Source organism: Actinomycetota bacterium, from assembly GCA_005888325.1.
Classification (GTDB): Bacteria; Actinomycetota; Acidimicrobiia; order Acidimicrobiales; family AC-14; genus AC-14.
In genome coordinates this window covers 1-20,598 of the sequence record VAWU01000001.1, presented here as the reverse complement: position 1 = coordinate 20,598, position 20,598 = coordinate 1, and the positions used below count along the sequence as shown (strand labels likewise).

The window sequence follows — 20,598 nt, the reverse complement described above, 5'->3', positions numbered from 1 at the left end:
TTCTCCAGCCAGCGCTGCTGCCATCCCGGCGTGGCGATCTCGGCGAACCACTGTGGGTCGGTGGGCCGGTTGTCCCGCACGTCGACCGATGACGGAGTGCGCTGGAAGACGTAGAGCTCCCGGCACGCCTTGGCGAGCTGCGGCACGCACTGCACAGAGGTGGCGCCGGTACCGATGATCGCAACGCGCTTGTCGGCCAAGTGCTCCATCGGTGCCCCGGAGGCATCGCCGCCCGTATACCCGTAGTCCCAACGGCTGGTGTGGAACGAATGACCGCGGAACTTCTCGATACCGGGGATGCCCGGGAGCTTCGGCACGTGCAGCGGCCCGAGACCCATGGTCACGAACTGGGCGGTGAACTCGTCGTCGCGGTTCGTGCGGATGATCCAGCGCGACCGCTTGGCGTCCCACTCGAGGTCGTTCACCTCAGTGTGGAACAGCGCGTTGTCGTAGAGGCCGAACTGCTTCCCGATGCGCTGGCTGTGCTCGAGGATCTCGGGCGCGCGTGTGTACTTCTCGGTCGGCATGTGGCCGGTCTCTTCGAGGAGCGGCATGTACACGAAGCTCGCTGTGTCGCACTGTGCGCCCGGGTACCGGTTCCAGTACCACGTGCCCCCGAAGTCGCCGCCCTTCTCGATGATGCGGATGTCGTCGACGCCGGCGTCCTTGAGTCGGGCGCCGGTGACCAGCCCGGCGAAGCCGCCGCCGATGAGCGCCACCGTCACGTGGTCGGTCTTGGGGGCCCGCTCGGCCCGCGGCGTGTACGGATCGTCGAGATAGTGGGCCAGCTGGTCCTTCAGCTGCAGATACTGCGCGTTTCCGTCCGGCCGCAGGCGCTTGGCCCGCTCCTCCGCGTAACGCTGCTTCAGCGCGTCTTTGTCCATCGTGGTCATTGACGACGAGTCAAGACAATTCTTGACCGCCCGGTCAAGGCTACGGGTCGTTGGCGGGAGGTCCGACTGCCCGACCACGCCGAGCTCGACCCGGACACTCGTCAACGAATCGTGAGCAGCACCTTGCCCTGGGCACGACGTTGGTCCAGCTCGAGCAACGCCTGCGCGGCGTCCTCGAGTCGGTAGCGATTTCCCAGCACCGGATCGAGGGTGCCCGACTCGAGCAACGGAAACAGATCGGCCCACTGCTCCTGCAGATAAGAGGGCTCCGCCAAGAAGAACGCCCCCCATCCCACACCGACTACCGCGATGTTGTTCAGCAGCAATCGGTTCACCTTGACCGTCGGAATCTCCCCACCAGTGAAGCCGATCACCAACAGACGACCCTCGCGGGCCAGAGAGCGCAGCGAGTCGGTGAACCGGTCGCCGCCCACCGGGTCGACGACCATGTCAACCCCACGCCCCGCGGTGCGCTCCTTCACTGTGTCGCGAAACCCATCGGCGAGTATCGCCTCGTGGGCACCTGCGGCGCGCGCCACCTCGACCTTCGCGTCGGAGGACACAACCGCGATGACGTGCGCGCCGAGCGCCGCGGCCAGTTGGCAGGCCGCCGTTCCCACTCCCCCGGCCGCGCCATGTACGAGTACCGTCTCGCGCTCGCGCAAACGCCCGCGCCGGGTGAGGGCGAAGTGGACCGTCAGGTAGTTCATGGGAAGCGCGGCCGCCGCTTCGAAGGACATCCCGTCAGGCAGTGCGAACACCATCGCGGGGTCGGCCGCCACCACCTCGGCGAATCCGCCGATTCCGGGGAACGCAGCCACGTGCTGGCCGGCCTGAACGCTCGAGCCCTCGGGAGCAGAGCGGACGATGCCGGCGACCTCGGACCCGGGCACGAACGGCAGCGGCGGCTTCATCTGATACTCGCCCCGACTTTGCAACACCTCAGGAAACGTGACTCCGGCCGCATGCACGTCGATGACGACCTGGCCGTCGCCGGCGGGCTCGGGCACCTCGACCACCTCGACCGCGCCGGGGCCGTCGAGGCGGCTGATGTGGATGGCGCGCACGAGCTTGACCCTACTGCTCGTCGGTGGAGCCCACGCCGCTCGATACGTGTGATTTGTTCCTCGACGGCACCAGACCTCCGAGGTTGGCACGCGCGGCCTAGAAGAGCGGGTTGGGGACCTCGAAGCCGAGCAACACCTCGCCGGCCGTCCGGTGGTTGGAACCGCGGAGATAAAGGTGCTGGTTGAGAATGTTGATGTCGCGCCAAACGCGCTGGAGGATCCCCGGTTCGTAAATCGACGACGCACCGCCGAGGCGGAACAGATCGTTGACGACCGCCTGCGACGTCTCGGCGACCCAGACCGTGTGCTGGTGGAGTTCGGCGCGCTCGGCGAGCGAGATGCCGCTGAGGTCCTCACCCCGCGCGGCGCGGTCGTCGTAGCGGCCGAAGATGGCGAGGCTCGACGTCAGCGCGGCGCGGATCGCAGCCTGGGCCCGACCGACCGCGAACTGGTTGAGTGGATCGGCCGACGCCGGTTCGAAGCTGGGTGGCCCCACTCGGGTAGGTAGCACCGCCAGCACCTCATCGAGCGCTCGCTGCGCGAGCCCAACTGCGAGGCTGCCGAAACCGGGACCAACGCTGCTGATGATCGGAAGCCGGTACTTCGGATCATCGAGTGAGGGCCGGCCGAAGAACGGGAAGCACCTCGACTCAGGCACGGTCACGCCCTCCATCGTGAACGTCATCGAGCCCGTTCCTCGAAGACCCGCGACATGCCAGTCGTCGATGAGCGTCACGTCGTCGGGCCGGACCACAACCATCTGGATGTCGGGCAGCCCGCCGATCCCCGGCTTCGGCGCGCCCGCGTCGTCCAGCACAATGACGTTGGCCAGCACCCATCGCGCGTAGGTGACCCCGCTGGCAAACGGCCAACGACCGGACACCACGAGGCCGCCGTCGGCGGCCGGTGCACCCGAGCCCCCGGGGTTGAAGACACCGGCGATCGGCACGCCGCCCGCCGCGAACACCTCAGCACGGCCTGCGTCGGACAATCGGGCTCCGACGAAGCCGTTGGAGGTGCCGCAGATGAACAGCCCCCACGCCGCGCTCATGTCCTCGTAGGCGAGTGCGCGGAGGATCTCAAATTGTTCCATGATCCCGCCGAGTCCGGCGTCGCCAACGGCCTTCGGGCCGAATGCCCGCCACAGCCCGGCGTCGGCGATGGCATCAATGACCTCTGGCGCAAGACGCCGGCCGTCCTCGCACTTCTGCGCGTGCTCACGGGCCACGGGCCCGACCTTGGCGACCGCGGCCAGCGCGTCCTCGAGTGTCTCGATGCGAGCCCTTGTCTCGGTCATAGTTCGGGCCTTTCGGTAGTCGACTCCCGGCGACAGCATTCTTGCGCGCGGAGCTCTTGGAGCCGCTGGGAATGTCGCGCACTGCCTACCGGTGGACCGACCCGGCCCTGGCAGAAGTCCCGCAAGTGACCGGATATCAGCGCGCGTCTCGTCCGGTGGCGTGGTTGGTGCAGCGCTTCCTTCCGAAGGGCATCGTTGGCAGCGCTCCGCCGGGATGGTCGCGCTCGAGCCGTTCGAGCTCGACGGCGCCGCCTACGGCGGTCTCGTAGGGCCGGTCCTCGATGCGGCGCGGCTCGTCGCGCTGCATTGCAACGATGGAATGTTCGCAGGGCGACGCCTGCTGGCGTCGGACTCCGTGCGCGCGATGGCCGACATCGCGACCAAGGGCAAGCCGTACGACGTCGGGCTCGGGTGGTTCCGTCCGAGGCGCGAATCAGGCCCGGGTGTCCAGCACTTCGGCGGCGGGATGGGGTTCTGGAACGTCCTGCGTCTCGATCCGACAACCGGTCGTGGCGCCGCGGTCATGAGCAACACGAACAGCCGGTGGGAAATCACGAAGTTGGCAGACGACGCAATCTCCGAAACCCTCGGCTCGTCGTCTCGGCGGCGGGGCTGACAACTGCCGCTCTGACTCTATGGCGGGAGCCGCGTCACACGCGGTCGAGAAACGTCGCGACCATCGACGAGATCCAATCGGCGCGTTCCAGCATTCCAACGTGTGTCGTGCCGGGCAGGATCGCCATCTGCGAGGCCGGCAGCTCGGAGACCAGGTCACCGAAGACGCCTCCGCCGAGGCGCCGGAACATCTCCACTGCATGTTCCAGCCGAGTGCCGTCGGAATCGCCGATGAGGATGAGCGCTGCTGCGGCGAGCTCGTCGATCGGCCAGTCGAACGGAGTCAAGTCGAGCTGCTTGAGCTTCTCGACCAGCGCTGGGAACCCCGACGGATCGGGCGCAGTCCGCTCGTACGCGGCGCGCCATGGCGTGCCGTCGAACAGCTCGGGCGTGATGTTCTCGATGCCTCCGAGGACCTCCGGGTACAAGCCATCGCTGCTATAGGACGCTGATGCGATCACCAGCTTGCGAACGCGGTCGGGGTGACGCAGCCCGAGTTGGAGTGCGACGCCACCGCCGAGGCTGTAGCCGTAGACGTCAGTTCGAACGACTCCCACGTGTTCCAAGAGCGCGGCGGTGTCGTCGGCGAACTGTTCGTAGGAGAACGGACGATCGACATCGGCGGTGTGCCCGTGGCCCTGGAACTCGACGGCGATGACCCGGCGGCTCTTGGCCAGAGCCGGGACGAGATCGCCCATCAGTTCGACAGTCATGAACGCGCCGGGCAACACGACCAGCGGTTCGCCCGCCCCGTGGATCTCGTAGTACATCGCCAGCCCATTGACCCGGGCGTAGCCGGCGTCCTTGGTCATTCCGATTCCTTTCGCCTTTGGCCGGTGCCGGGACCTATTACTGGCGCTCGGCGGCTCAGCTGAGATTCACAACAGGTGCCGAATATCGTGGCACCGTGACCCGCAGCTCACCGCTTTCGGTTCGCGTCCTTCCCGGTCCCTTCGGCGCTGCCGAGGTGGAGGGTCTGAACCCAGCCCTTGACGCCCACGACGAGTCGAGGCGCGACGCCCTGCGCCGGCTGCTCTGCACGCGGGGCGACGTGTGTGTGCGGTTGCCTGCGCCCCTCGACGACGAGGAGGCGCGAGCGCTCGCCTCGATGATCGGCGATGTCAAGGAGCCGGTGGGCCGGGCGCGCGACGGCCGGGCGCTGCGCTACGCCGACGACCGACAGGTCATCAACTCGGGATTCGTCCTCACGGACGAGCCTTCCCCCCGCGGGCGTCGGCCGCCGGTCCCCTGGAGGAGCTCGAGGATGTCGCGCACCCGATCGTGCGCGCGCACCCGGTCACCGGAGCGCCCGCGCTCTTCTTCGACCTTGACCGTGCGACCCACATCGAGGGAATGCCCGAAGCCGAGGGTCGCGCGCTGTTGCAGTCGCTACAGGACCACGCCGAGCAGCGGGCACCTCGCTACGCCCACGGGTGGCGCGAGCATGACGTCCTGATCTGGGACAACGCCTCGGTCCAACACAAAGCGAGCGGTGACTTCCCGGTCGGCGAGGCGCGCCGCTTCTGGCGCTACATGATCGAGGGTCCGAGACCCGTTGGCGCGTCGGGCTAGCGGAGAGGCTGGGATGACGCCGATTTCACCGCCGTTAGGCCAGTGAGTCCTTGCGAGTGGCCAAGAAGACCGGGATCTCCCGGTCCGTCTTTTCCTGATAGTCGGCGTACGGCGGATAGGCGGCGACGGCCCGGCGCCACCACGCGGCGCGCTCGTCCCCGTTGAGCTGACGGACTCGAGCCTCGAACGGCTCGGCGCCGTCCTGGATGGTGACCTCATCCGGGGTTGGCCTCGAGGTTGTAATACCAAACAGGGTGCTTTGGAGCTCCGCCCTTCGAGGCCACGAGTGCGTACTCACCGTTGTGGGCAACCCGCATCAGGGCGATCTTTCGGACCTTCCCGCTCTTGTTGCCCCGCATGGTCACGATGATCACGGCAAGGCCCGTGTCCCGCAGGGTGTTCGCCTGCTCGCCACCCGAACGCTCGTAGGCCTCTACCTGCTCCCGCACCCATTGGGCCCGGCTGGGGACGTACTCGCCCTGCAACGTCATCCCTGGCGCGCCTTCCACCGAGGATTGCGCTTGTTGATGATGAACGTGCGCCCGCGGCGGCGGACCACAGTCGATCCAGCCTGACGCTTCAGCGACTTCAGTGAGTTCCTGACTTTCATCGGCCCATCCCTTCCAAGTCACGCGTAGAACGGCTGCCGTCGGCGTGCTATTCCGTTCTCCCGCCGGCAGGGACGCTGCGCCTCTCCACCAGCACCGCTCGGACCAATCAGCCCGGAGCCGATGCCGCGGTCGGGTACTCGGGGTAGGAGTCCTTGAACACGCCGGAGTGCAGGAGCACCACGGCCGTGGCGCGACCCGTCGAGGCGTCGGTGAGCGTGCTGCGTGTCCAGTACGACTCCGTGCGACGGCTCTGACCGAGGCCCACGATCTCGTGGTCGACGTCGTACTCCTGATCGACGAACACCGGCCCGTCGACGATGCGGACCTCGAGGTCGAGGAACAGCCCGAGCGAGGGGGTGCGCACCGGCCAGGACGGGCCCGCCTTGTGGGCGAGCACGCTGATCATCTCCATGGGCACGACGGCTCGCCCCCAGGGAGACGAGGTCGCGCCCTCAGCCGTGTACCAGGGGTGGGGCTCGGTGATCCGGGCCAGCTTGTCTTCGAGCGAGAACGGATATCCCGCACCGTTGCGCTCGGCCCGGGTGATGCGCAATGGGTGCGTTCCCTGTCGGGTCTCGCCGATTGAGAGCCGGTCGATGATGTACAACTCGCCGGGATCGCCCAGGCTGTCCATGCGTCGCTGCAGCTCGGTCTCTTGGTGCTCGGGGCCGATGGACGCCGTGCCGGTGAGGACGGCACTGCCGTCGCGCTTCACGGCGTCGATGCGGCCACTGTCACCGGACAGCACGAGGGAGGCCTGCACCTCCTCGCCTTCGACGACCATCGTGCGGAAGTGCGCGCTGACGCAGCCGCGCTCGAACCACGCCGGTCCCCACGCAGCGACCGCGAGCGGATCGATCTGGCTGAAATGCGTCGGGCCTTCGATCGGCGCGCCGGCGAGGCCGAGCGACTCGGCAGTGGCGTCGTCGTGCACGCTTGCATGGCCGTCGTACTCCTGTTCGGCCAGCATCTGCGCCGGGAGGCGCCACGGTCCCGTCAAGGTGATCTCGGTGTCGAAGCGCACTCGCGATTCCTAGCACCAACACCTGTACCGGGGATACGGGTCCACGACCCCCGCGACACCTCTACCGCCGAGATCACGCTCTCATCGCATCGTCGGACGCGCCTGCGAAAAGGTCCAGCGGTTCCCTTCCAGGTCCTCCGCGAGATAGACGGACGAGCCGGGGTAGGGATGAATGTCCTCCACGATGGTCGCGCCGTTGCGTTTGGCGTTCGCGAAGTGCGCCTCGAGGTCATCGACGTACACCCACGGCACATGCGTTCGCACGTCGCCACTCCGTTCCCCGTCCAGCCTGAACACGTTGAGCACTGCGTTCCCGAGCCTGAACTCGATCCACGGGTGGCCGTGCTCACCCTCGGGGAGCGGGTCGGGCCCGTCGGGGAGATCGTTCATCGACTCGAACCCGAAGACTTTGGCGAGCCATCGAGCGGCGGCAGCCGGCCGGGCGTAGTAGACGCCGAGCGACAGCCGAGCGATGTCGATTTGCTCGTGGCGCGCTCGGTCCCGCGTGGCGCACCAGGCTCCGAACCAGCCCGGAACGACGCGGCTCCAAGCGGTTCCTCCCTTGTCCTGACCTCCCGCAGGGATGCGGTGCTCGACCACCACTCGCGTTCCACCTTCCGTGGGCACGAAGCTCACCTCGGTCTCGTCCCCGGCTCCCAGCACGTGATGCGGGCCCGCTCGAGGACGTCCTGCGCTGCCGGGTCGTCCAGGATCTCCATGATCCGGCCGCCCACGCCCGACTCGCACCGGACCTCGACGACACGTCCGCCGTCGGCCCAGAAGTTGATGGGTCCGCGCACCCACCACAAGTCCATCTCCTCGGTGAACGCCTTGAACGCGGTGGATGGGTCCACACCCACCTCGACTTCGGAGGAGACCGTCTGGGCTGCTGTCATCGCTTCCTCTCCACGTGTCGCTTGAACGAGCGCAGCTGGTCGTCCCAGTGCGCTTGGAGCTGATCGAGCCACGCTCGCAGCGCGACCACCGACTCCGGTCGGAGCCGGAAGATCCGAACCCGGGCGTCTTCGGGTCGACGTTCGTCGTCGACGATTCCGGCCTGCAGGAGGATGCGCAAGTGCTTGCTCATCGCCGGCGCGGACAGACCGGCCACTTCGGCGAGCTCCCCGGCGCGCCGGGGCCCGGTACTCAGTACTTGCACGACACCGAGACGGGTCGGATCCGCCAGTGCCTGGAGCAACGCCGTCAACGCAAGGTCGCGATCCATTGCCATGCGGAGAATAGTTGCCCAATTTGAGCAACTACTGTCAAGCGCCGACGACTCCGGATGAGCGACGATCCGAAACCTCGGGATTCTGCGCCAACACGTCTCGAAGATGATCCAGAATGAGCAGCGCGCGAAAAGGACGCGGCGAAGGGAGGACCCGGGCACGGGGCATGAGCGGCGGAACGGGTTTCGCAGTCGCATCGATGGGGCCGGGTTGACTCGTCATGGCCCTCCTGATCGTCCTTGGCGCGGTGGGCCTGATGCTCCTGGCCGTCTGGGGTTGGCGGTCGCGGGGCGACGCTCGCTCTCTCGCTCGTCACGAGCGGGCCGTGACCGTCCTGCGCGGAATGGCCGACCGAACGCTCCGCGCGCCGGACGTCGGGGAGGGCGGGACCGGCCACGTACGGGTCGTCGACGCCAACCCGGACAATGCCTTTCGCCCCTCGACCTTCTGGGCCGGCCGCCCCGAGCCTCAGGGCGCGAGCGTGGCGCACTCGATCACTCCACTGGCAGCCGCGTCGACAACCGGGTCCGCTACTCCCGCCCGACGATCGCCGGCGCGGCGACGAGCGGCGCTGGTAGCCGCAGTCGGGACCGGGATCGTCGCAGTCATCGTGCTCGCGGCACTCGATCGGGGTACGACCCCCAAGTCGGCCGCGGGCCCGCCCGAGATCCTACGGCGGCCTGCCCCGACCTCGCGTCCCGTCCTGGGGTCACACGCTGCGAGCGCAACGACCGTGCCCGTCCCGGGTACGCAGCCCGTCCCGGGTACGCAGCCCGTCATGGCCAGCCCCCGCATCGCCGACGCCCACGGCGCGGCGTACACGGTCCGGGGGCAGTACGCCGTCACCGTCTCCGCCACCGGCTCCTGCTGGTTGAGAGTCCGTCAAGGCGAGCGCGGGCCGGTGCTCTACGAGGGCACGCTCCAGCACGGCGACACGCGCCGCTTCGAGAGCGGCGCGCCGTTGTGGATCCGGCTCGGCAACGCCGGCGCGGCAGCAGTCGAACTGAACGGTGCCAGGGTCGAGCTGCCGACTGCGAGCTCGACGCCGTTCAACGTCAGCTTCACGTTAGGGTGACCGTGACCGACGGGGACAGGCGAACGCCCATGGACCCCGCCTGCTGCGGCGGATCCCCATGTCCGGTCCTTCTCCAGCCGCGAAGACGCGAACCATCGCGGGTGGTCGACTCCCCCGACTTCGGTGGTTCTTCCCTTATCGCGAGTTGCCGACCCGCTCGAGATGCGCATCTGAACCGGGGAAGAACGTGCTCTCGTGACCGTCGTCCCAGTGGACCCGGTAGTGCTGGTTCTGTCCGCCGCCGATGACTTCGATGATCTGGCCGGAGCGGCGACCTTGCCCGACCTTGGCCCCCTCGACGACGACCCGGTCGCCCACGCGTGCGTCCATGGCCTGATACTACGACGGCGGCTCGCACGGGCCGACCGCGTTCCTTCGGCCGGCCCGGACTTCATGTTGCGCGGCTATGGCGCCGATCAGCGCCAGTCGCCGCGCACGAACAGGTGCCAGCCGAGCCACAGCCAACCCCCGAGCACGACCCAACGGCCCACACGCGACCTCGTGACCAAGGCGACCGCCTCGCCGAGCGTAGGCGTTCGCCACCACGCCCGGCTCACCACCTCGTAGCCCACGATGGCGGCACCGATGAGGCAGTAGCCCGCGACGGTGACAGATGACGTCATCGCCGTGACAGGACCACGCCGACACCGAGCCAAACGACGAAGCCCAGGGCCCGGCCGGGATGATCCGCCAGAGCGCGGTTGGCCATGGAGCTCAGGGTCGGGTGATGGGCACGCGGGTGTTGAAGGAACGAGGCGAGCTCCCACACCGCAAGTGTTCCCGCCAGTACGCCCCAGACGCTCGCTCCCACGCCGCGGCGTGGCGTCGGGGGAGGCAGACGCCGCCGCGTCCCCACGCCGACGACGACCAGCCCGGCGCAAAGGGTGGCGAGGAGTGCGCCCGAGCTGAACGGTCGGAACCCCGTCGCCAACCAGGCGTAGGAAAGGACGCCGACGCCACGAGCGGCACGCCGTCCGAGGCCCAGGTGCTCGCCATCCATGTCGCCAGTCTCGCGACGGACAATTGGCTCCGAAAGGCGCCGACCTGATGCGATGCCGCTCGGCGCACCCGACGGAGTCCAGACATGAAGCGAGGGCTCGGAGGCGACCGAGCCCTCGGCACTGGACGATCAGCTCACCGTCGTCAGGGTTCGTGCACCGCGCCTCCCAAAGTCAGTGCTGCTATTCGAGTCCCGTGTCGTCGCCGGGTCAAGCGCGCGCTGAACGTCGAATGCGTTCGATCACCGCGAACCTCGTACTCCGCACCGGGGGTAGCCTCCAACGTGGTGGAGTGCTCGTGTTGTGGTCACGATCGGGAGCGGCTGGCGACCCTGCCCTCGCGTGATGACGTGCGCCTTTGCCGGGATTGTGTCGGGTGGCTGGCCGGCCAGGGCGGCGTGGACTCGACACCGACGCTGCCCGTGATCGACCTGGCGGAAGCTGTCGCGTTCTACGAACGCGCAGGCTTCGGCGTACGGATCTACAAGGACGAGAACGGCAGCCCTGGCGGCTTCGCGTTCGTGGACTTCGACGGGCAGAGCGTGTTCGACCTCGATGTGATGGCGATCGACCCGAAGCGAAATGGCGCGGGCTGCTATCTGATCGTGAGCGACGCCGAGAACTGGCACTCGCGCATGTCCGCGACGGGGTTGCCGGTTACACCGATCGCTGATCAGCCGTGGGGAATGCGAGAGTTCACGCTGACTGATCCGTTCGGCAACAACATCCGGATCGGTCGGAGCGTCGACTAGACCTGCGGCCGTTCTCGAGGGCGGGGCGGCGCACGATCAGAGGCCCCAAGCGTGCAGGTGGTTGTCGTACGAACCGGCGAACAGCCGGCCGTTCACCACGATCGGTGCCGCGAAGATCTGGCCGCCGACCTCCGCGCCGCTCGACCACAGCAGCGTCCCCGTCGTCGCGTCGAACGCGTGGATCCTCCCACGGTTGCCATCGGCGTAGTAGACGACTCCGTTCGCGATCGTGGGCGTCGACGAGATGCCGCCGTTGGTGCCTGCCGTGGTCTGCCATTGGAGCTGCAAGTTGCAGCCCGCGCCCAATCGGAACGCGAGCATCCCGAAGGTGTACGGGCTGCCCGTCGTCTGCCCCTGGTTGGGGACGTAGACGAGCTGGGTGACAGGGGAGTACGCGGGGACCCCGATGAACAGGCCGTCAGATCGGATCGCGATCCGCTGGCGGAACCCGGTCGCGATCGCGTCGCGGTCGTACAGGTACAGGTAGCCGTTCTTCTGCTCGGTGACGAACTGCGGCGGACAGCCGGGCTTTTGGAAGAGCACGGGCGTCGAGCCGAAGTCGTCGTCCGCAATCAAGGTGCCGGGGGCGTGCGTGGCCTTCACTTGGAGCTGGCTCGAGAGGCGAACCACATGGTCGGCGTAGAACGAGTTCTCGGGATCGGCGAACGCGTTGCCCGTCGCCACGTACACGTCGCCGTCGACAGGGTCGATCGATGCGCCGCCCCAGCCCCAGATGCCGCCTCCGTCGGGGCCAGTCTGGCTGCCAGTGACGTAGAACTTGGTCTTGACGCGGGTGGTCGTGTCGATCGAGGTGATGCGCCCGTGGTACGGCCTTCGGTCGCAGTGGCTGGCGAGCTCGACGTAGAGCCTGCCACCGAAGAGCGTCGGTGCCGAGAACGCGACCTCGTGGAGGGGGTCGTCCGTGATCTTCACCGGCCACCCCGCGATCGTGGCTCCGGTGACGGGATTGAGCGCGTACATGAAGCCGTCGCCACCCATGACGTAGACCCGGTTCGTGGCGCGGTCGAACACCGCCGACGCGCTCACGCCGTACTTGTTGTTCGTCGTGGGACAATCCATCTGGATCACGCCCAGACCGCGGTACCACAGGATCTGACCGTTGGTCTTGAGCGCGAAGAACACGCCGTTCTCCGTGCCGACGTACACGATGTCGGTGGGCGTGCCCCCGACGTTGAGGCGGCTGGCCACGATCGGCGCGGCGTTGATATCGGCGCCGAGGTCGACCGACCAGAGGTGTCGGAGTTGTGCGACGTTGGCGGTGCCGATCGTGTCCTCGGCCGGGTTGAAGCCCTGTCGTTCAACCCCGTAGCCCCACGTCGCCCAGTCGACCCGGCAACCGCTGAGGAAGAGCGCGAGCCCAACGCACAGCAGGGCCAGCGAACGGTGGATTCGACAGCGACTCATGGACACCTCCCCCCGGGGAGACTCCTGTGGAGCCACCTTAGCCGTGCTCGTCCCGGCGTGGCCCCCTCCCCTTGCCGCACCGCGAGCTGAGTCATCGCTCTGCCGTCAGCGCGGTCCTCTGTCGCCACCGTTACAGATGCACCGCCGGCGTCGCGACAGACGCCCGCGTGATGCGCGACCACGATGGCGGTAGATCGATTCACCAATCATCCAGAAGGAGGTGACACAACATGCGCACTCTCGCTCGTAAGGCCGTGCAGTCCCTCGCGCTTGCCGCGCCCGTCGCGTTTCTCATCGTCGAGACCGCCGGATGGCGCATTCCCTGATTCCAGCATGGTGCCCCGCCGGGCGAGCCCTCTCGTCCGGCGGGGTCGATTGCCCCGCCCCTGTCGCCGTGGAAGGCTCGAGGGTCGCGCACTCAGCTCAGGTTCGAGGGACGGGCAAGACCATGGCGGTGGACTGGGCGGTGTTCGAGGGGCTTCAACCTGAGGTCGTGCGCGAGGTGCTCGCTGTCGCAGGACGGCGACGGTTCAAGCGCGGCGACATCGTGTTCCATGAGGGTGACCCCGGTGACACCCTGCACCTTCTGGCCAAGGGACGCGTCACCGTGCGAGTCACGACACCGTTGGGCGATTCGGCCACGTTGTCGGTCCTCGGCCCGGGTGCGATCTTCGGAGAACTCGCGCTTCTGTCCGGCGCCGACCGCAGAGCAGCCACCGTGACTTGTCTCGAGGCGGTCGAGACGGTGGCGCTGCACCGCGATGCCTTCACCGAGCTGCGGAAGCGCCAGCCACAGGTCGACCAGGTGCTCGTCCAGATCCTCGCGACACAACTCCCGGTGCTGTCGGCACGACTGCTCGAAGCGCTGTTCGTCCCGGCGGACAAACGCGTCTTGCGACAACTCGTGAGCGTCGCCCGCCTCTACGGCCCACTGGGCCACGCCGTCACGATCCCGCTCACTCAGGAGGATCTGGCGGGGCTGGCAGGTACGACACGGCCCACGGTCAACAAGGTGCTGCGCACCGCCGAGGAAGCGGGGGCGCTGTCCCTCGGACGAGGTCGGATCGAGCTGCGCGACCTCGCCCTCATCGAACGCCGCGCCCGGTAGTGGATGGGGGATCTCGCTGCGGCGCCGGACCAAGGAAAGGCTGAAATCAGCCCGAGTTGCGCGGCGCGGACGACTTGGCGCCGTAATGGTCCAACGTCGGGACGGCGGTAGCCTTCCCGAGGGGAGAGTTCGCCCAGAGACAGACGATACGGACATGAACGGACACGAACGGACTGTCGCCCGATGACGAAGTTGCGCCTGGCGGCGCTCATCGTCGTCGTCATCGCGGCAACGGGAGCCGGGATCGGTGCGCGCTCGCTGGCGGGAGCCGGCGATGGCATACCACCTGCGCGGCGAAACTCGACTCCGCCGACGCCCGCTCCCCAGCTCGTGGTGGACGGCGCGCTGGCCGGGCAGGTTCCGTGGGATCAACCCCTCCGTCTGCGCGTCCTGCACGCGACGGTGGGTGCCGTGTCGGTCCAAGACGAGACCGGCACCTCGATCACCGGGACGGTCGGACCGGACGGCGTCTGGCAGACCACGAGCACCTTGGTGCCCCTGACTCGCTACGCCATCGACGTCGAGGCGGTCGGCCAGCGTCATCACGTCTCGCATCAGAGTGTGAGCGTCCAGACCACGGATGCCGTTCGCCATCTCGGGGCCACCATCTCGCCCGGCGACGGCGCCACCGTCGGGATCGGCATGCCGGTCGTCGTCACGCTTGACGGTGATGTCGCCGCGCCCAAGCGCGCCGCGGTCGAATCGCGATTGACAGTTCTCACGAACCCGCCGGTGTCGGGGGCGTGGCATTGGATGAGCCCCCGCGAGCTGCATTGGCGCCCACCCACCTACTGGCAGGCTCACACCGACGTCAACGTGGATGCGAACTTCGATCGCCTCGATCTCGGAGACGGGGTCTGGGGCGCCGGGCATCGTTCGTCTCATTTCGTGGTCGGCGACGCCCACGTCAGCATCGCCGACGTCCAGACCCACACGTTCACGGTGACGAGCAACGGCCGCGTGCAGCGGGTCATCCCCATGAGTGCCGGACGAGACGCCTACCCGACCAAGAACGGTGTCCACATCGCGCTCGAGAAGTCACAGGTCGTGACGATGGACTCCCAGACCGTCGGTATCCCTCGCAACTCACCCGACGGTTACTACGAAAAGGTGTACTGGGACGTGCGCATCTCCAACGGCGGGGCGTTCGTGCACGCCGCACCCTGGTCGGTCGGTGAACAGGGCAACCGCAACGTCTCTCACGGCTGCGTCAACATCAGCACATCGGACGCCCAGTGGTTCTTCTCGTTCACCCAACGCGGTGACGTCGTCAACGTCGTCCACTCCCCCGTGCCACCCGTGCTGTCCGACGCCGGGACGGCCGACTGGAACGTCACGTGGGCGACATGGCTTCAGCGGTAGTTGCCGGTGTGGCCGAGGCTGATGCTGCCCGGCTGCGGGAACACACACGGCTTCGGCGGCGGCCGCAAAGGTCACCATCAAGCCGTCGCCGGTGCCTTTCACCTCGGTTCCGCCGTGAGACGTGATGGCTTCGCGCAAGATGCGGTCGTGGGCCCGACGCAAGTCGTCCGCGCGCTCGTCGCCGAGAGCTTGCCGAACCTGCGTCGAGGCCACGAGATCCGTGAACAAGACGGTGGCGGTGCCCGCTCGGGTAGCGCCGGCCTCGCTCATCGAGATCAATCGTAGGTGGGGAAGGGCGACAGCGTTGCGGCGGTCGGCGCCCTACGGTTGAGCGTGGCCCACGTTGGTCGAGGCAGGGCAAACCTGTTGGGGGACGTCGGCCAACGCGGGGAGAGTGACGGGGCGGGCCCGTGCGGAGAAGTCGAGGGCCTCGGCGAGGTTCATCGCGTTGCGATCGCGCGCCGTCATCGGGGGGAGGCCCCAACGCCACTCGATCATGCGCAGGATCGAGCAGTGTTCCAACGGACCGGCGTGCTCGACGCGCGCGGGGGCGAAGGGTCCCCCGATGACGCACGGCACACGAAAACCGAGTCGCTTGAAGTCGGGCCCGGGTCCGGGCAAGACGGTGTTGTCGAGCGTGGTGGGCGGGACGACGTGGTCGAAGAAGCCGCCATGCTCGTCGAAGTTCAGCACGAACACGAGCCGGTTCCACTGAGGACTCTGCGCGAGGGCTTCGTAGACGTCTCGGATCCATGCCTCGCCGAGGCGGATGTCACCGTAGGGATGGTCGTCGGTCGCAGTGCCGAGAAACTCCGCAACCGAGTCGAGGTCGGGGTCGACGAACGCGACGTGCGGAAGGGTTCCCGCCCGCGCCGCGTCGAAGAAGTCGGCGTGTGTGCGCGTGATGGCGTCGTACTTCTTGGACGCGAATGAGTAGCTCTGCGGTTCCTTCCCCGCGTAGTAGGCACCCGAGATACCTGCGTCACGAAGGCGGTCGAAGATCGCCAGCTGGACGTTGCTCGGGCGTGGCCCCTCGGCGCTGATGATGCCGTCAAACTCGAGGTAGTCCGTCGTCGCACTCCACATGTACATGCGATTGGGCCCGGTGGGGCCGAGCACGGAACAGTGGTAGCGGTCGCAGACGGTGTGGCCGCGGGCGAGCGCCGCCGTCACGGGGAGGTCGGCAGCGGTGTAATAGCCGATCGGGTAGGTGTCGCCGATGGCCTGGGTACGCAACCACCCATCGCACTTGCCGCCGTTGAGCTGTGCGGCCACCGACCGCCAATCGTGCCTCGGATCGTGGAACGCACATCCCTGGAAGTCGGGCCCCAGCGCGTGGGTCGCTCGTGGCGTGCCGTCGCGATCGGGGTACCGCAGTCCGTCCTGCTTGCCATCCGCGTCAGGCAGCCATCCGAGCAGATGATCGAAGCTGCGGTTCTCCATCATCAACACCACGACGGTGTCGAAGGGCGCATCCGCCGGCCGCGGAAGCGCACCTTTCGGTTGGTGCGTCGACGGTCGGCGAGGGTGGGCCCTCGGCGTCTTCGACGACGAGCACGCCGCCAACGTCCCCATGGCGCCGAGCATGCCCAGGAACTCCCGACGCCCGATCTCACCCATACGAACAGCGGGGGACACCGGTCGAGAGGCTGTAGCCGCGCCCCGGGTCAGCCGCTGTGCACGTGGTCGCAGGCCACCGTTTCACCGGGGAGAATCTGGCCGCCGCCGATGCCTTCCAGCGCGGCGAACTGTCCGCACGGGTGGGCCTTGTCGATCCACACGTGGATCATCGGTGTCAGCGGGCCCTTCTGGAGATTGCCGGCACAGCTGCCGTCGGCTTTCGTCAGTCCGGCCACCCGACCTTGAGCGGTGAAGCACAGGTTGTTGTGGATGTGCCACTGGGTGAGCGGCCCGCCGATGTCGGGAACGGAGGACAAGGTGGTCCCTGGAGTCGCCATGTACATGGCGGCGACGAGCCTCTTGGGTGACACCCTCGTGTCGAACACCAGCGACTCAGGCTTGTCGGGATCGAGGATGGTGTTATCCGCCATGAAGTCCAGGTTGATGTAGTGCTCGACACCGGTGACACCGTCACCGATCGAGAAGAAGCCGTGAGCGGTGTCGTAAGCGGGGTCCGACCATTGCGGAAGACGCATGACGGTCGCAGCCAGCAGGTTCTCTGCCCGCGCCTGCTGCTCGGGCGACACGCCGGGCACGCCGCTGAGGTCGATGGGCAGCGCGGGGTCGAACGGGTGAGGAGCCACCGCGGCCGGCGGCTGCGCACCGGCGGCGCCGGTCCCGTGGGTGTGGGTGTGACCGGCCGCGGCCGCCGCGCCGTCCGTCGCGCCATGGGAGTGACCCGCCGCGCCGTGACTGTGACCGGAGGCGAAGGCGGGGGTGAGCGACAGAGTGGCGAGCGCGGCCACGAGCACGCCCACGCCGGCCACGCCGGGCAGGGCGGTCGCGGAGCGCACCGGGCGGTCGAGGAATCGGGGCCGCAACAACGCCAGCGAGCCCAGGACGATGCCGATCTCGAGGATGGTGCAGAGCACGTCGGCGAACGCGACCGGCTCGGCGATGCCGGAGTCGGGGCCGAACGGGATGCCGATCGTGCGCGAGACGAGCCAGATCTCGGCGACGACGAGGTTGCCGATGATGCCCGCGAGCAGAAGCCGGCGGGACGGCCTCACGACGATGGCCACCGCCCACGCCAGCTGGAGCCACGCGGTGGCGGCGAAGAAGCTGCCGTGGTACCAGGTCAGGTTGAAGTGGTCGCTCATCACGGCGAAGTGGATGCCGGCCGCACCGAGCGACAGCATCGCCAGGCCCCAACGGAGGTACTGCCGCATCGCGGAGCTCCCGGAGACAGAGACCCGGGGCGGTGCCGGCCGGGACGTCGGGGGAGTCGGAGGCTCGCCCTCCAGGGTGAGGTCGTCCAGGGTGATCAACGTGACCTCCGCTCAAGAGTGAAGTGGCTCGACAACGGGATCCTAGTGGCGCGCGAACTCGCGGGCCGTGCCCCGGGTCACACCATCGCAGTCGCGCATGAACGCATCGTGGGAGAACCCTAAGAACGGCCTAAGAGGGCGTCCTGCACTCGAAACGTCATGTGGACACCGCTGCTTGCATGGCTCGCCCCATCAGCGGGCGGCGCAGTTGGGCACGCTGCCAGCCCATCGCAGCTGGCTCGGAAGCGAGGCGCGAAAAGCTGAGACGAGATCAGGGCGCCGGATGACGGTCCACTTGACCTCCGCCTTGACCTCGGTTTCGTACTTGTCCCACTCGAACCAGTTGATCATCTCGAGTCGAGGGAAGCGGGTCGTGATCGACGGGTCGAACACCTGCTTCGACCACGCCTCTTTGATGGCGACCTCGTCGCCGGGCACGCCCGGAGAGTAGAACGCGGCGGTCTCGGTGATGGCCAACGGTTTGTGGTGGAAGTTCGCGTAGGTGCTGTAGAAGTCCGGCACGGCAGTCTCCTCGCCGATGGTGCCGCGGTACTCGCCGGTCAACATGAGGGCGAACTTGCCGGGCTCCGGGAGCGTGTTTGCGCCCCACGGGTAGCTGCTCCCCCAGTGGTACAGCGACATGCCGACCCAGTCGACCGCATCGTCGCCGGGGTAGTAGGGGCCATATGGGTCGTCGGCCATGGTGATCACGCCATCGTGGTTTGTGTCCAGCGCCTTGAAGTCGGGTGTGCCCGGCACGGCCGCGTCGTGGCCGCCGGTGAACGGATACCCACCGCCGTAGTTGGGCGCCCACACCATCGCGGTGGCAGGAGCGGAGCCGTGGACTGCAGCCGCGACCTTGCGGAAGGTGGCGACGTAGGCCGACGCTTGCTGGCTCCACGGATACCAGGAGCCGTTCATCTCGTGGGCGAACCGCAGGAAGATCGGGACGCCCTCTCGGTTGTAACCCGCCAGGCGCCTGGCGAGCTCGGCGACAGCCGTGTCGGTGACCGTGCTGAGCCCGCCGTTGGGTTCGAGGGTGAGCATCAGCGCCGCATGCTGCCCGATCAGTCCGCCGACAGTGGCATCGATGAAACCGGCCGCGCTTCCTTCCAGCGGGAACGGTGCGAACGCGACGTAGAGCGCTGGGCTCCCGCCGAGCCGATCGGCGAGACTGGTCGGGCTGTCGTGGTCCCAGTCGAGGTTGACCCCGAAGTAGACGCCGCGGTCCCGCGGTTCGAGGAGGGCGCCGGTTGACGACCCGCGACACGAGCTACCTGTTGACACGGAGTCCCGCGCCGCGGCCGGTCGTGGCGCGCGCGGGCTCGGAGTCCGTCCTCCCGTACTACAGCCGGCAACGACTGCAAGGGCGCACACCGCCGCAACAACGCGCTGTCTCACAGCATGTCGATCGACGCAGTCGGGTCGAACCTGAAGAGGCCTGCGTCGAGGTGTTCGCCGTCATGCGTGACGCACAGGCGACGGACCCTGCGGCCACGGCCTGCACGACGTCATCGCCGAACGTGAAGTCGCAGCTATGCCGAAGCGCGGGGAGAGCGACATGACGGACATCCGTCGGACACGCCTCGTCATCGTGGGTCAGGGGCGTGACACCACACCCAGCGCCGGCGCAACGCGCGCCGCCCGTGCAGATGAGTACCCGCCGGTACCCATTACCGAGCGGAGCCGGATCCAGGCAGCATGCGGGCATGGACCGCAATCGACTGCTCGGTGTTCGGGCATGTGTGGAGAAAGCACCCGAGACCTCTCGAAGGATTTGGTTGCGCCGGCTTGTCGTGTCTTGTCGTTGGGGTCTGCTAGCATCGAACACACGTTCGCTTCCCCGTGAGCAGTCGGTTTGGGCGTGGAGTCCGTCAATGCGTCCACAGGACATGGAAGCTACGCGAGTTCGTTTCTGCCCTCGAGCCGGAGACGCTGACGGCCGACGCGGCTGTCGCACTCGTCGACACGTTCGTCACCCTCGAGAAGCTCGTGGCCGCGGGCAAGGCGCTGGCCGCCCGGCGGGTCGCCGAGTCCGACCACTGGCGAGGTGCGGGTGAGCGATCCGCCGCCCACTGGCTGGCGCGACGGGCGGGGTCCTCGGTGGGCGCAGCGATGGCGACGCTCGAGACTGCGGCCCGTCTGCCCGAGCTGCCCGCGGTGGACCGCGCGGTGCGCGCCGGTGAGCTGTCCGCGGCGCAGGCGAACGAGATCGCGTCGGCTGCCGGCGCCGACCCAGGCGCCCAGGCGGAGCTGGTGCGGGTCGCGCGTCGCGATGGGATCACGGGCCTGCGCGACAAGTGCCGGCAGGTGAGGGCGGCGGCCGCGCCCGACGAGATGGCGCGTCACCGCGCCATCCATGCCTCGCGGTCGCTCCGACATTGGAGCGATCCCGATGGTGCCGGGCGCCTCGAAGGGCGCTTCACCCCCGAGGTGCTGGCCGAGCTGCTGGTGGCGCTCGAGCCCTTCGAGGCCGAGGCGTTCCGGGTCGCGCGCGAGGAGGGCCGACGGGAGGGCTTCGACGCCTACCGGGCCGATGCCCTGCCGGCGCTGGCCCGGGCCGGACATCACGATCAGACCTGTATGAGCTCGCGGGCGCGGCGTTCAATCCCGGCTGCCCCG

21 protein-coding genes and 3 pseudogenes (1 of these 24 only partly in view) are annotated in these 20,598 nt (G+C 68.0%); 7 read left to right on the top strand and 17 right to left on the bottom strand.

Going from position 1 to position 20,598, the window contains the following annotated elements; genetic code table 11:
- The 3 genes and pseudogenes from E6G06_00120 to E6G06_00110 form a co-directional block, all read right to left on the bottom strand.
- Positions 1 to 893, bottom strand: a pseudogene (locus tag E6G06_00120) (NAD(P)/FAD-dependent oxidoreductase) (it extends 880 nt beyond the left edge of the window).
- A gap of 101 nt (positions 894 to 994) precedes the next feature.
- Positions 995 to 1,960, bottom strand: coding sequence for an NADPH:quinone oxidoreductase family protein (locus tag E6G06_00115; GenBank protein ID TML93966.1), 966 nt, complete (start codon positions 1,958 to 1,960; stop codon positions 995 to 997).
- Between the two features lie 97 nt (positions 1,961 to 2,057).
- Complete coding sequence (locus E6G06_00110) at positions 2,058 to 3,296, bottom strand: hypothetical protein (protein TML93965.1); 1,239 nt, start codon at positions 3,294 to 3,296, stop codon at positions 2,058 to 2,060.
- A 175-nt stretch (positions 3,297 to 3,471) separates the two neighbouring features.
- On the opposite strand from E6G06_00110, the gene E6G06_00105 reads away from it, so the two are divergent.
- Positions 3,472 to 3,873, top strand: a complete 402-nt coding sequence (locus tag E6G06_00105; GenBank protein ID TML93964.1) for a beta-lactamase family protein — start codon at positions 3,472 to 3,474, stop codon at positions 3,871 to 3,873.
- 34 nt (positions 3,874 to 3,907) lie between these two features.
- On the opposite strand, the gene E6G06_00100 is transcribed toward E6G06_00105, so the two are convergent.
- Positions 3,908 to 4,684, bottom strand: a complete 777-nt coding sequence (locus E6G06_00100) for an alpha/beta fold hydrolase (GenBank protein TML93963.1) — start codon at positions 4,682 to 4,684, stop codon at positions 3,908 to 3,910.
- Positions 4,685 to 4,907: 223 nt separating this feature from the next.
- Here E6G06_00100 and E6G06_00095 point away from each other — a divergent pair, with 223 nt between their 5' ends.
- Entirely contained in the window at positions 4,908 to 5,444 is a 537-nt protein-coding gene (locus tag E6G06_00095; GenBank protein TML93962.1) for a TauD/TfdA family dioxygenase, read from the top strand.
- A gap of 34 nt (positions 5,445 to 5,478) precedes the next feature.
- Here the strand turns inward: E6G06_00095 and E6G06_00090 are convergent.
- The 5 genes and pseudogenes from E6G06_00090 to E6G06_00070 form a co-directional block, all read right to left on the bottom strand.
- Positions 5,479 to 5,935: pseudogene (locus E6G06_00090) on the bottom strand (nitroreductase family deazaflavin-dependent oxidoreductase).
- A complete protein-coding gene (locus E6G06_00085; GenBank protein TML93961.1) occupies positions 5,932 to 6,054 on the bottom strand; it encodes a 50S ribosomal protein L36 in 123 nt (40 codons plus the stop codon). The pseudogene E6G06_00090 and the gene E6G06_00085 overlap by 4 nt, the downstream one beginning before the upstream one ends.
- Before the next feature lie 107 nt (positions 6,055 to 6,161).
- Positions 6,162 to 7,079 (bottom strand): hypothetical protein, encoded by a 918-nt coding sequence (locus tag E6G06_00080; protein ID TML93960.1) that lies wholly within the window; start codon positions 7,077 to 7,079, stop codon positions 6,162 to 6,164.
- Between the two features lie 81 nt (positions 7,080 to 7,160).
- A pseudogene (locus E6G06_00075) lies at positions 7,161 to 7,975 on the bottom strand (bleomycin resistance protein).
- Positions 7,972 to 8,304, bottom strand: a complete 333-nt coding sequence (locus E6G06_00070) for a metalloregulator ArsR/SmtB family transcription factor (GenBank protein TML93959.1) — start codon at positions 8,302 to 8,304, stop codon at positions 7,972 to 7,974. The pseudogene E6G06_00075 and the gene E6G06_00070 overlap by 4 nt, the downstream one beginning before the upstream one ends.
- Before the next feature lie 782 nt (positions 8,305 to 9,086).
- On the opposite strand from E6G06_00070, the gene E6G06_00065 reads away from it, so the two are divergent.
- The gene (locus E6G06_00065) at positions 9,087 to 9,383 is read left to right on the top strand and encodes a DUF4115 domain-containing protein (GenBank protein ID TML93958.1); all 297 of its coding nucleotides are present in this window, start codon (positions 9,087 to 9,089) and stop codon (positions 9,381 to 9,383) included.
- A 135-nt stretch (positions 9,384 to 9,518) separates the two neighbouring features.
- Here E6G06_00065 and E6G06_00060 read toward each other — a convergent pair whose 3' ends face one another.
- The 3 genes from E6G06_00060 to E6G06_00050 all read right to left on the bottom strand — a co-directional run bounded on the left by E6G06_00060 (position 9,519) and on the right by E6G06_00050 (position 10,383).
- A complete protein-coding gene (locus E6G06_00060; GenBank protein ID TML93957.1) occupies positions 9,519 to 9,713 on the bottom strand; it encodes a DUF1918 domain-containing protein in 195 nt (64 codons plus the stop codon).
- An 86-nt stretch (positions 9,714 to 9,799) separates the two neighbouring features.
- Positions 9,800 to 10,006: a hypothetical protein gene (locus E6G06_00055; GenBank protein ID TML93956.1), complete on the bottom strand. Its 207-nt coding sequence runs from the start codon at positions 10,004 to 10,006 to the stop codon at positions 9,800 to 9,802.
- Positions 10,003 to 10,383 carry a hypothetical protein gene (locus E6G06_00050; protein ID TML93955.1) on the bottom strand — a complete coding sequence of 127 codons (381 nt, stop codon included), beginning with the start codon at positions 10,381 to 10,383 and terminating at the stop codon, positions 10,003 to 10,005. Before E6G06_00050 ends, E6G06_00055 begins: the two co-directional genes overlap by 4 nt.
- 84 nt (positions 10,384 to 10,467) lie before the next feature.
- Between E6G06_00050 and E6G06_00045 the strand changes: the two genes are divergently transcribed.
- Complete coding sequence (locus E6G06_00045) at positions 10,468 to 11,133, top strand: VOC family protein (GenBank protein TML93954.1); 666 nt, start codon at positions 10,468 to 10,470, stop codon at positions 11,131 to 11,133.
- A 36-nt stretch (positions 11,134 to 11,169) separates the two neighbouring features.
- Here E6G06_00045 and E6G06_00040 read toward each other — a convergent pair whose 3' ends face one another.
- Positions 11,170 to 12,558: a hypothetical protein gene (locus E6G06_00040; protein TML93953.1), complete on the bottom strand. Its 1,389-nt coding sequence runs from the start codon at positions 12,556 to 12,558 to the stop codon at positions 11,170 to 11,172.
- Between the two features lie 448 nt (positions 12,559 to 13,006).
- Between E6G06_00040 and E6G06_00035 the strand changes: the two genes are divergently transcribed.
- Both E6G06_00035 and E6G06_00030 read left to right on the top strand, forming a co-directional pair.
- Positions 13,007 to 13,666, top strand: a complete 660-nt coding sequence (locus E6G06_00035) for a Crp/Fnr family transcriptional regulator (protein TML93952.1) — start codon at positions 13,007 to 13,009, stop codon at positions 13,664 to 13,666.
- Positions 13,667 to 13,849: 183 nt separating this feature from the next.
- Positions 13,850 to 15,028, top strand: coding sequence for a hypothetical protein (locus E6G06_00030; protein TML93951.1), 1,179 nt, complete (start codon positions 13,850 to 13,852; stop codon positions 15,026 to 15,028).
- On the opposite strand, the gene E6G06_00025 is transcribed toward E6G06_00030, so the two are convergent.
- From E6G06_00025 to E6G06_00010, 4 genes are all read right to left on the bottom strand, one after another.
- Positions 14,753 to 15,298 (bottom strand): adenylate/guanylate cyclase domain-containing protein, encoded by a 546-nt coding sequence (locus E6G06_00025; protein TML93950.1) that lies wholly within the window; start codon positions 15,296 to 15,298, stop codon positions 14,753 to 14,755. The two genes, E6G06_00030 and E6G06_00025, sit on opposite strands and share 276 nt — an antisense overlap.
- Before the next feature lie 51 nt (positions 15,299 to 15,349).
- The gene (locus E6G06_00020; protein TML93949.1) at positions 15,350 to 16,666 is read right to left on the bottom strand and encodes a phospholipase; all 1,317 of its coding nucleotides are present in this window, start codon (positions 16,664 to 16,666) and stop codon (positions 15,350 to 15,352) included.
- 29 nt (positions 16,667 to 16,695) lie between these two features.
- The gene (locus E6G06_00015; GenBank protein TML93948.1) at positions 16,696 to 17,877 is read right to left on the bottom strand and encodes a hypothetical protein; all 1,182 of its coding nucleotides are present in this window, start codon (positions 17,875 to 17,877) and stop codon (positions 16,696 to 16,698) included.
- A 291-nt stretch (positions 17,878 to 18,168) separates the two neighbouring features.
- A complete protein-coding gene (locus E6G06_00010) occupies positions 18,169 to 19,023 on the bottom strand; it encodes a hypothetical protein (GenBank protein ID TML93997.1) in 855 nt (284 codons plus the stop codon).
- A gap of 798 nt (positions 19,024 to 19,821) precedes the next feature.
- Here E6G06_00010 and E6G06_00005 point away from each other — a divergent pair.
- A partial coding sequence (locus E6G06_00005; protein TML93947.1) for a DUF222 domain-containing protein occupies positions 19,822 to 20,598 on the top strand: 777 nt, incomplete at its 3' end.

Excerpts from the sequence above, each read along its gene's own strand:
- E6G06_00060 (TML93957.1), bottom strand. The coding sequence starts at position 9,713 with ATGGACGCACGCGTGGGCGACCGGGTCGTCGTCGAGGGGGCCAAGGTC.
- E6G06_00035 (TML93952.1), top strand. The coding sequence starts at position 13,007 with ATGGCGGTGGACTGGGCGGTGTTCGAGGGGCTTCAACCTGAGGTCGTG.
- E6G06_00045 (TML93954.1), top strand. The coding sequence starts at position 10,468 with ATGAAGCGAGGGCTCGGAGGCGACCGAGCCCTCGGCACTGGACGATCA.
- E6G06_00085 (TML93961.1), bottom strand. The coding sequence starts at position 6,054 with ATGAAAGTCAGGAACTCACTGAAGTCGCTGAAGCGTCAGGCTGGATCG.
- E6G06_00105 (TML93964.1), top strand. The coding sequence starts at position 3,472 with ATGGTCGCGCTCGAGCCGTTCGAGCTCGACGGCGCCGCCTACGGCGGT.
- E6G06_00050 (TML93955.1), bottom strand. The coding sequence starts at position 10,383 with ATGGATGGCGAGCACCTGGGCCTCGGACGGCGTGCCGCTCGTGGCGTC.
- E6G06_00030 (TML93951.1), top strand. The coding sequence starts at position 13,850 with ATGACGAAGTTGCGCCTGGCGGCGCTCATCGTCGTCGTCATCGCGGCA.
- E6G06_00065 (TML93958.1), top strand. The coding sequence starts at position 9,087 with ATGGCCAGCCCCCGCATCGCCGACGCCCACGGCGCGGCGTACACGGTC.
- E6G06_00055 (TML93956.1), bottom strand. The coding sequence starts at position 10,006 with ATGACGTCATCTGTCACCGTCGCGGGCTACTGCCTCATCGGTGCCGCC.
- E6G06_00010 (TML93997.1), bottom strand. The coding sequence starts at position 19,023 with ATGCTCACCCTCGAACCCAACGGCGGGCTCAGCACGGTCACCGACACG.
- E6G06_00110 (TML93965.1), bottom strand. The coding sequence starts at position 3,296 with ATGCTGTCGCCGGGAGTCGACTACCGAAAGGCCCGAACTATGACCGAG.
- E6G06_00025 (TML93950.1), bottom strand. The coding sequence starts at position 15,298 with ATGAGCGAGGCCGGCGCTACCCGAGCGGGCACCGCCACCGTCTTGTTC.
- E6G06_00100 (TML93963.1), bottom strand. The coding sequence starts at position 4,684 with ATGACCAAGGACGCCGGCTACGCCCGGGTCAATGGGCTGGCGATGTAC.
- E6G06_00070 (TML93959.1), bottom strand. The coding sequence starts at position 8,304 with ATGGATCGCGACCTTGCGTTGACGGCGTTGCTCCAGGCACTGGCGGAT.
- E6G06_00015 (TML93948.1), bottom strand. The coding sequence starts at position 17,877 with ATGCGGCAGTACCTCCGTTGGGGCCTGGCGATGCTGTCGCTCGGTGCG.
- E6G06_00040 (TML93953.1), bottom strand. The coding sequence starts at position 12,558 with ATGAGTCGCTGTCGAATCCACCGTTCGCTGGCCCTGCTGTGCGTTGGG.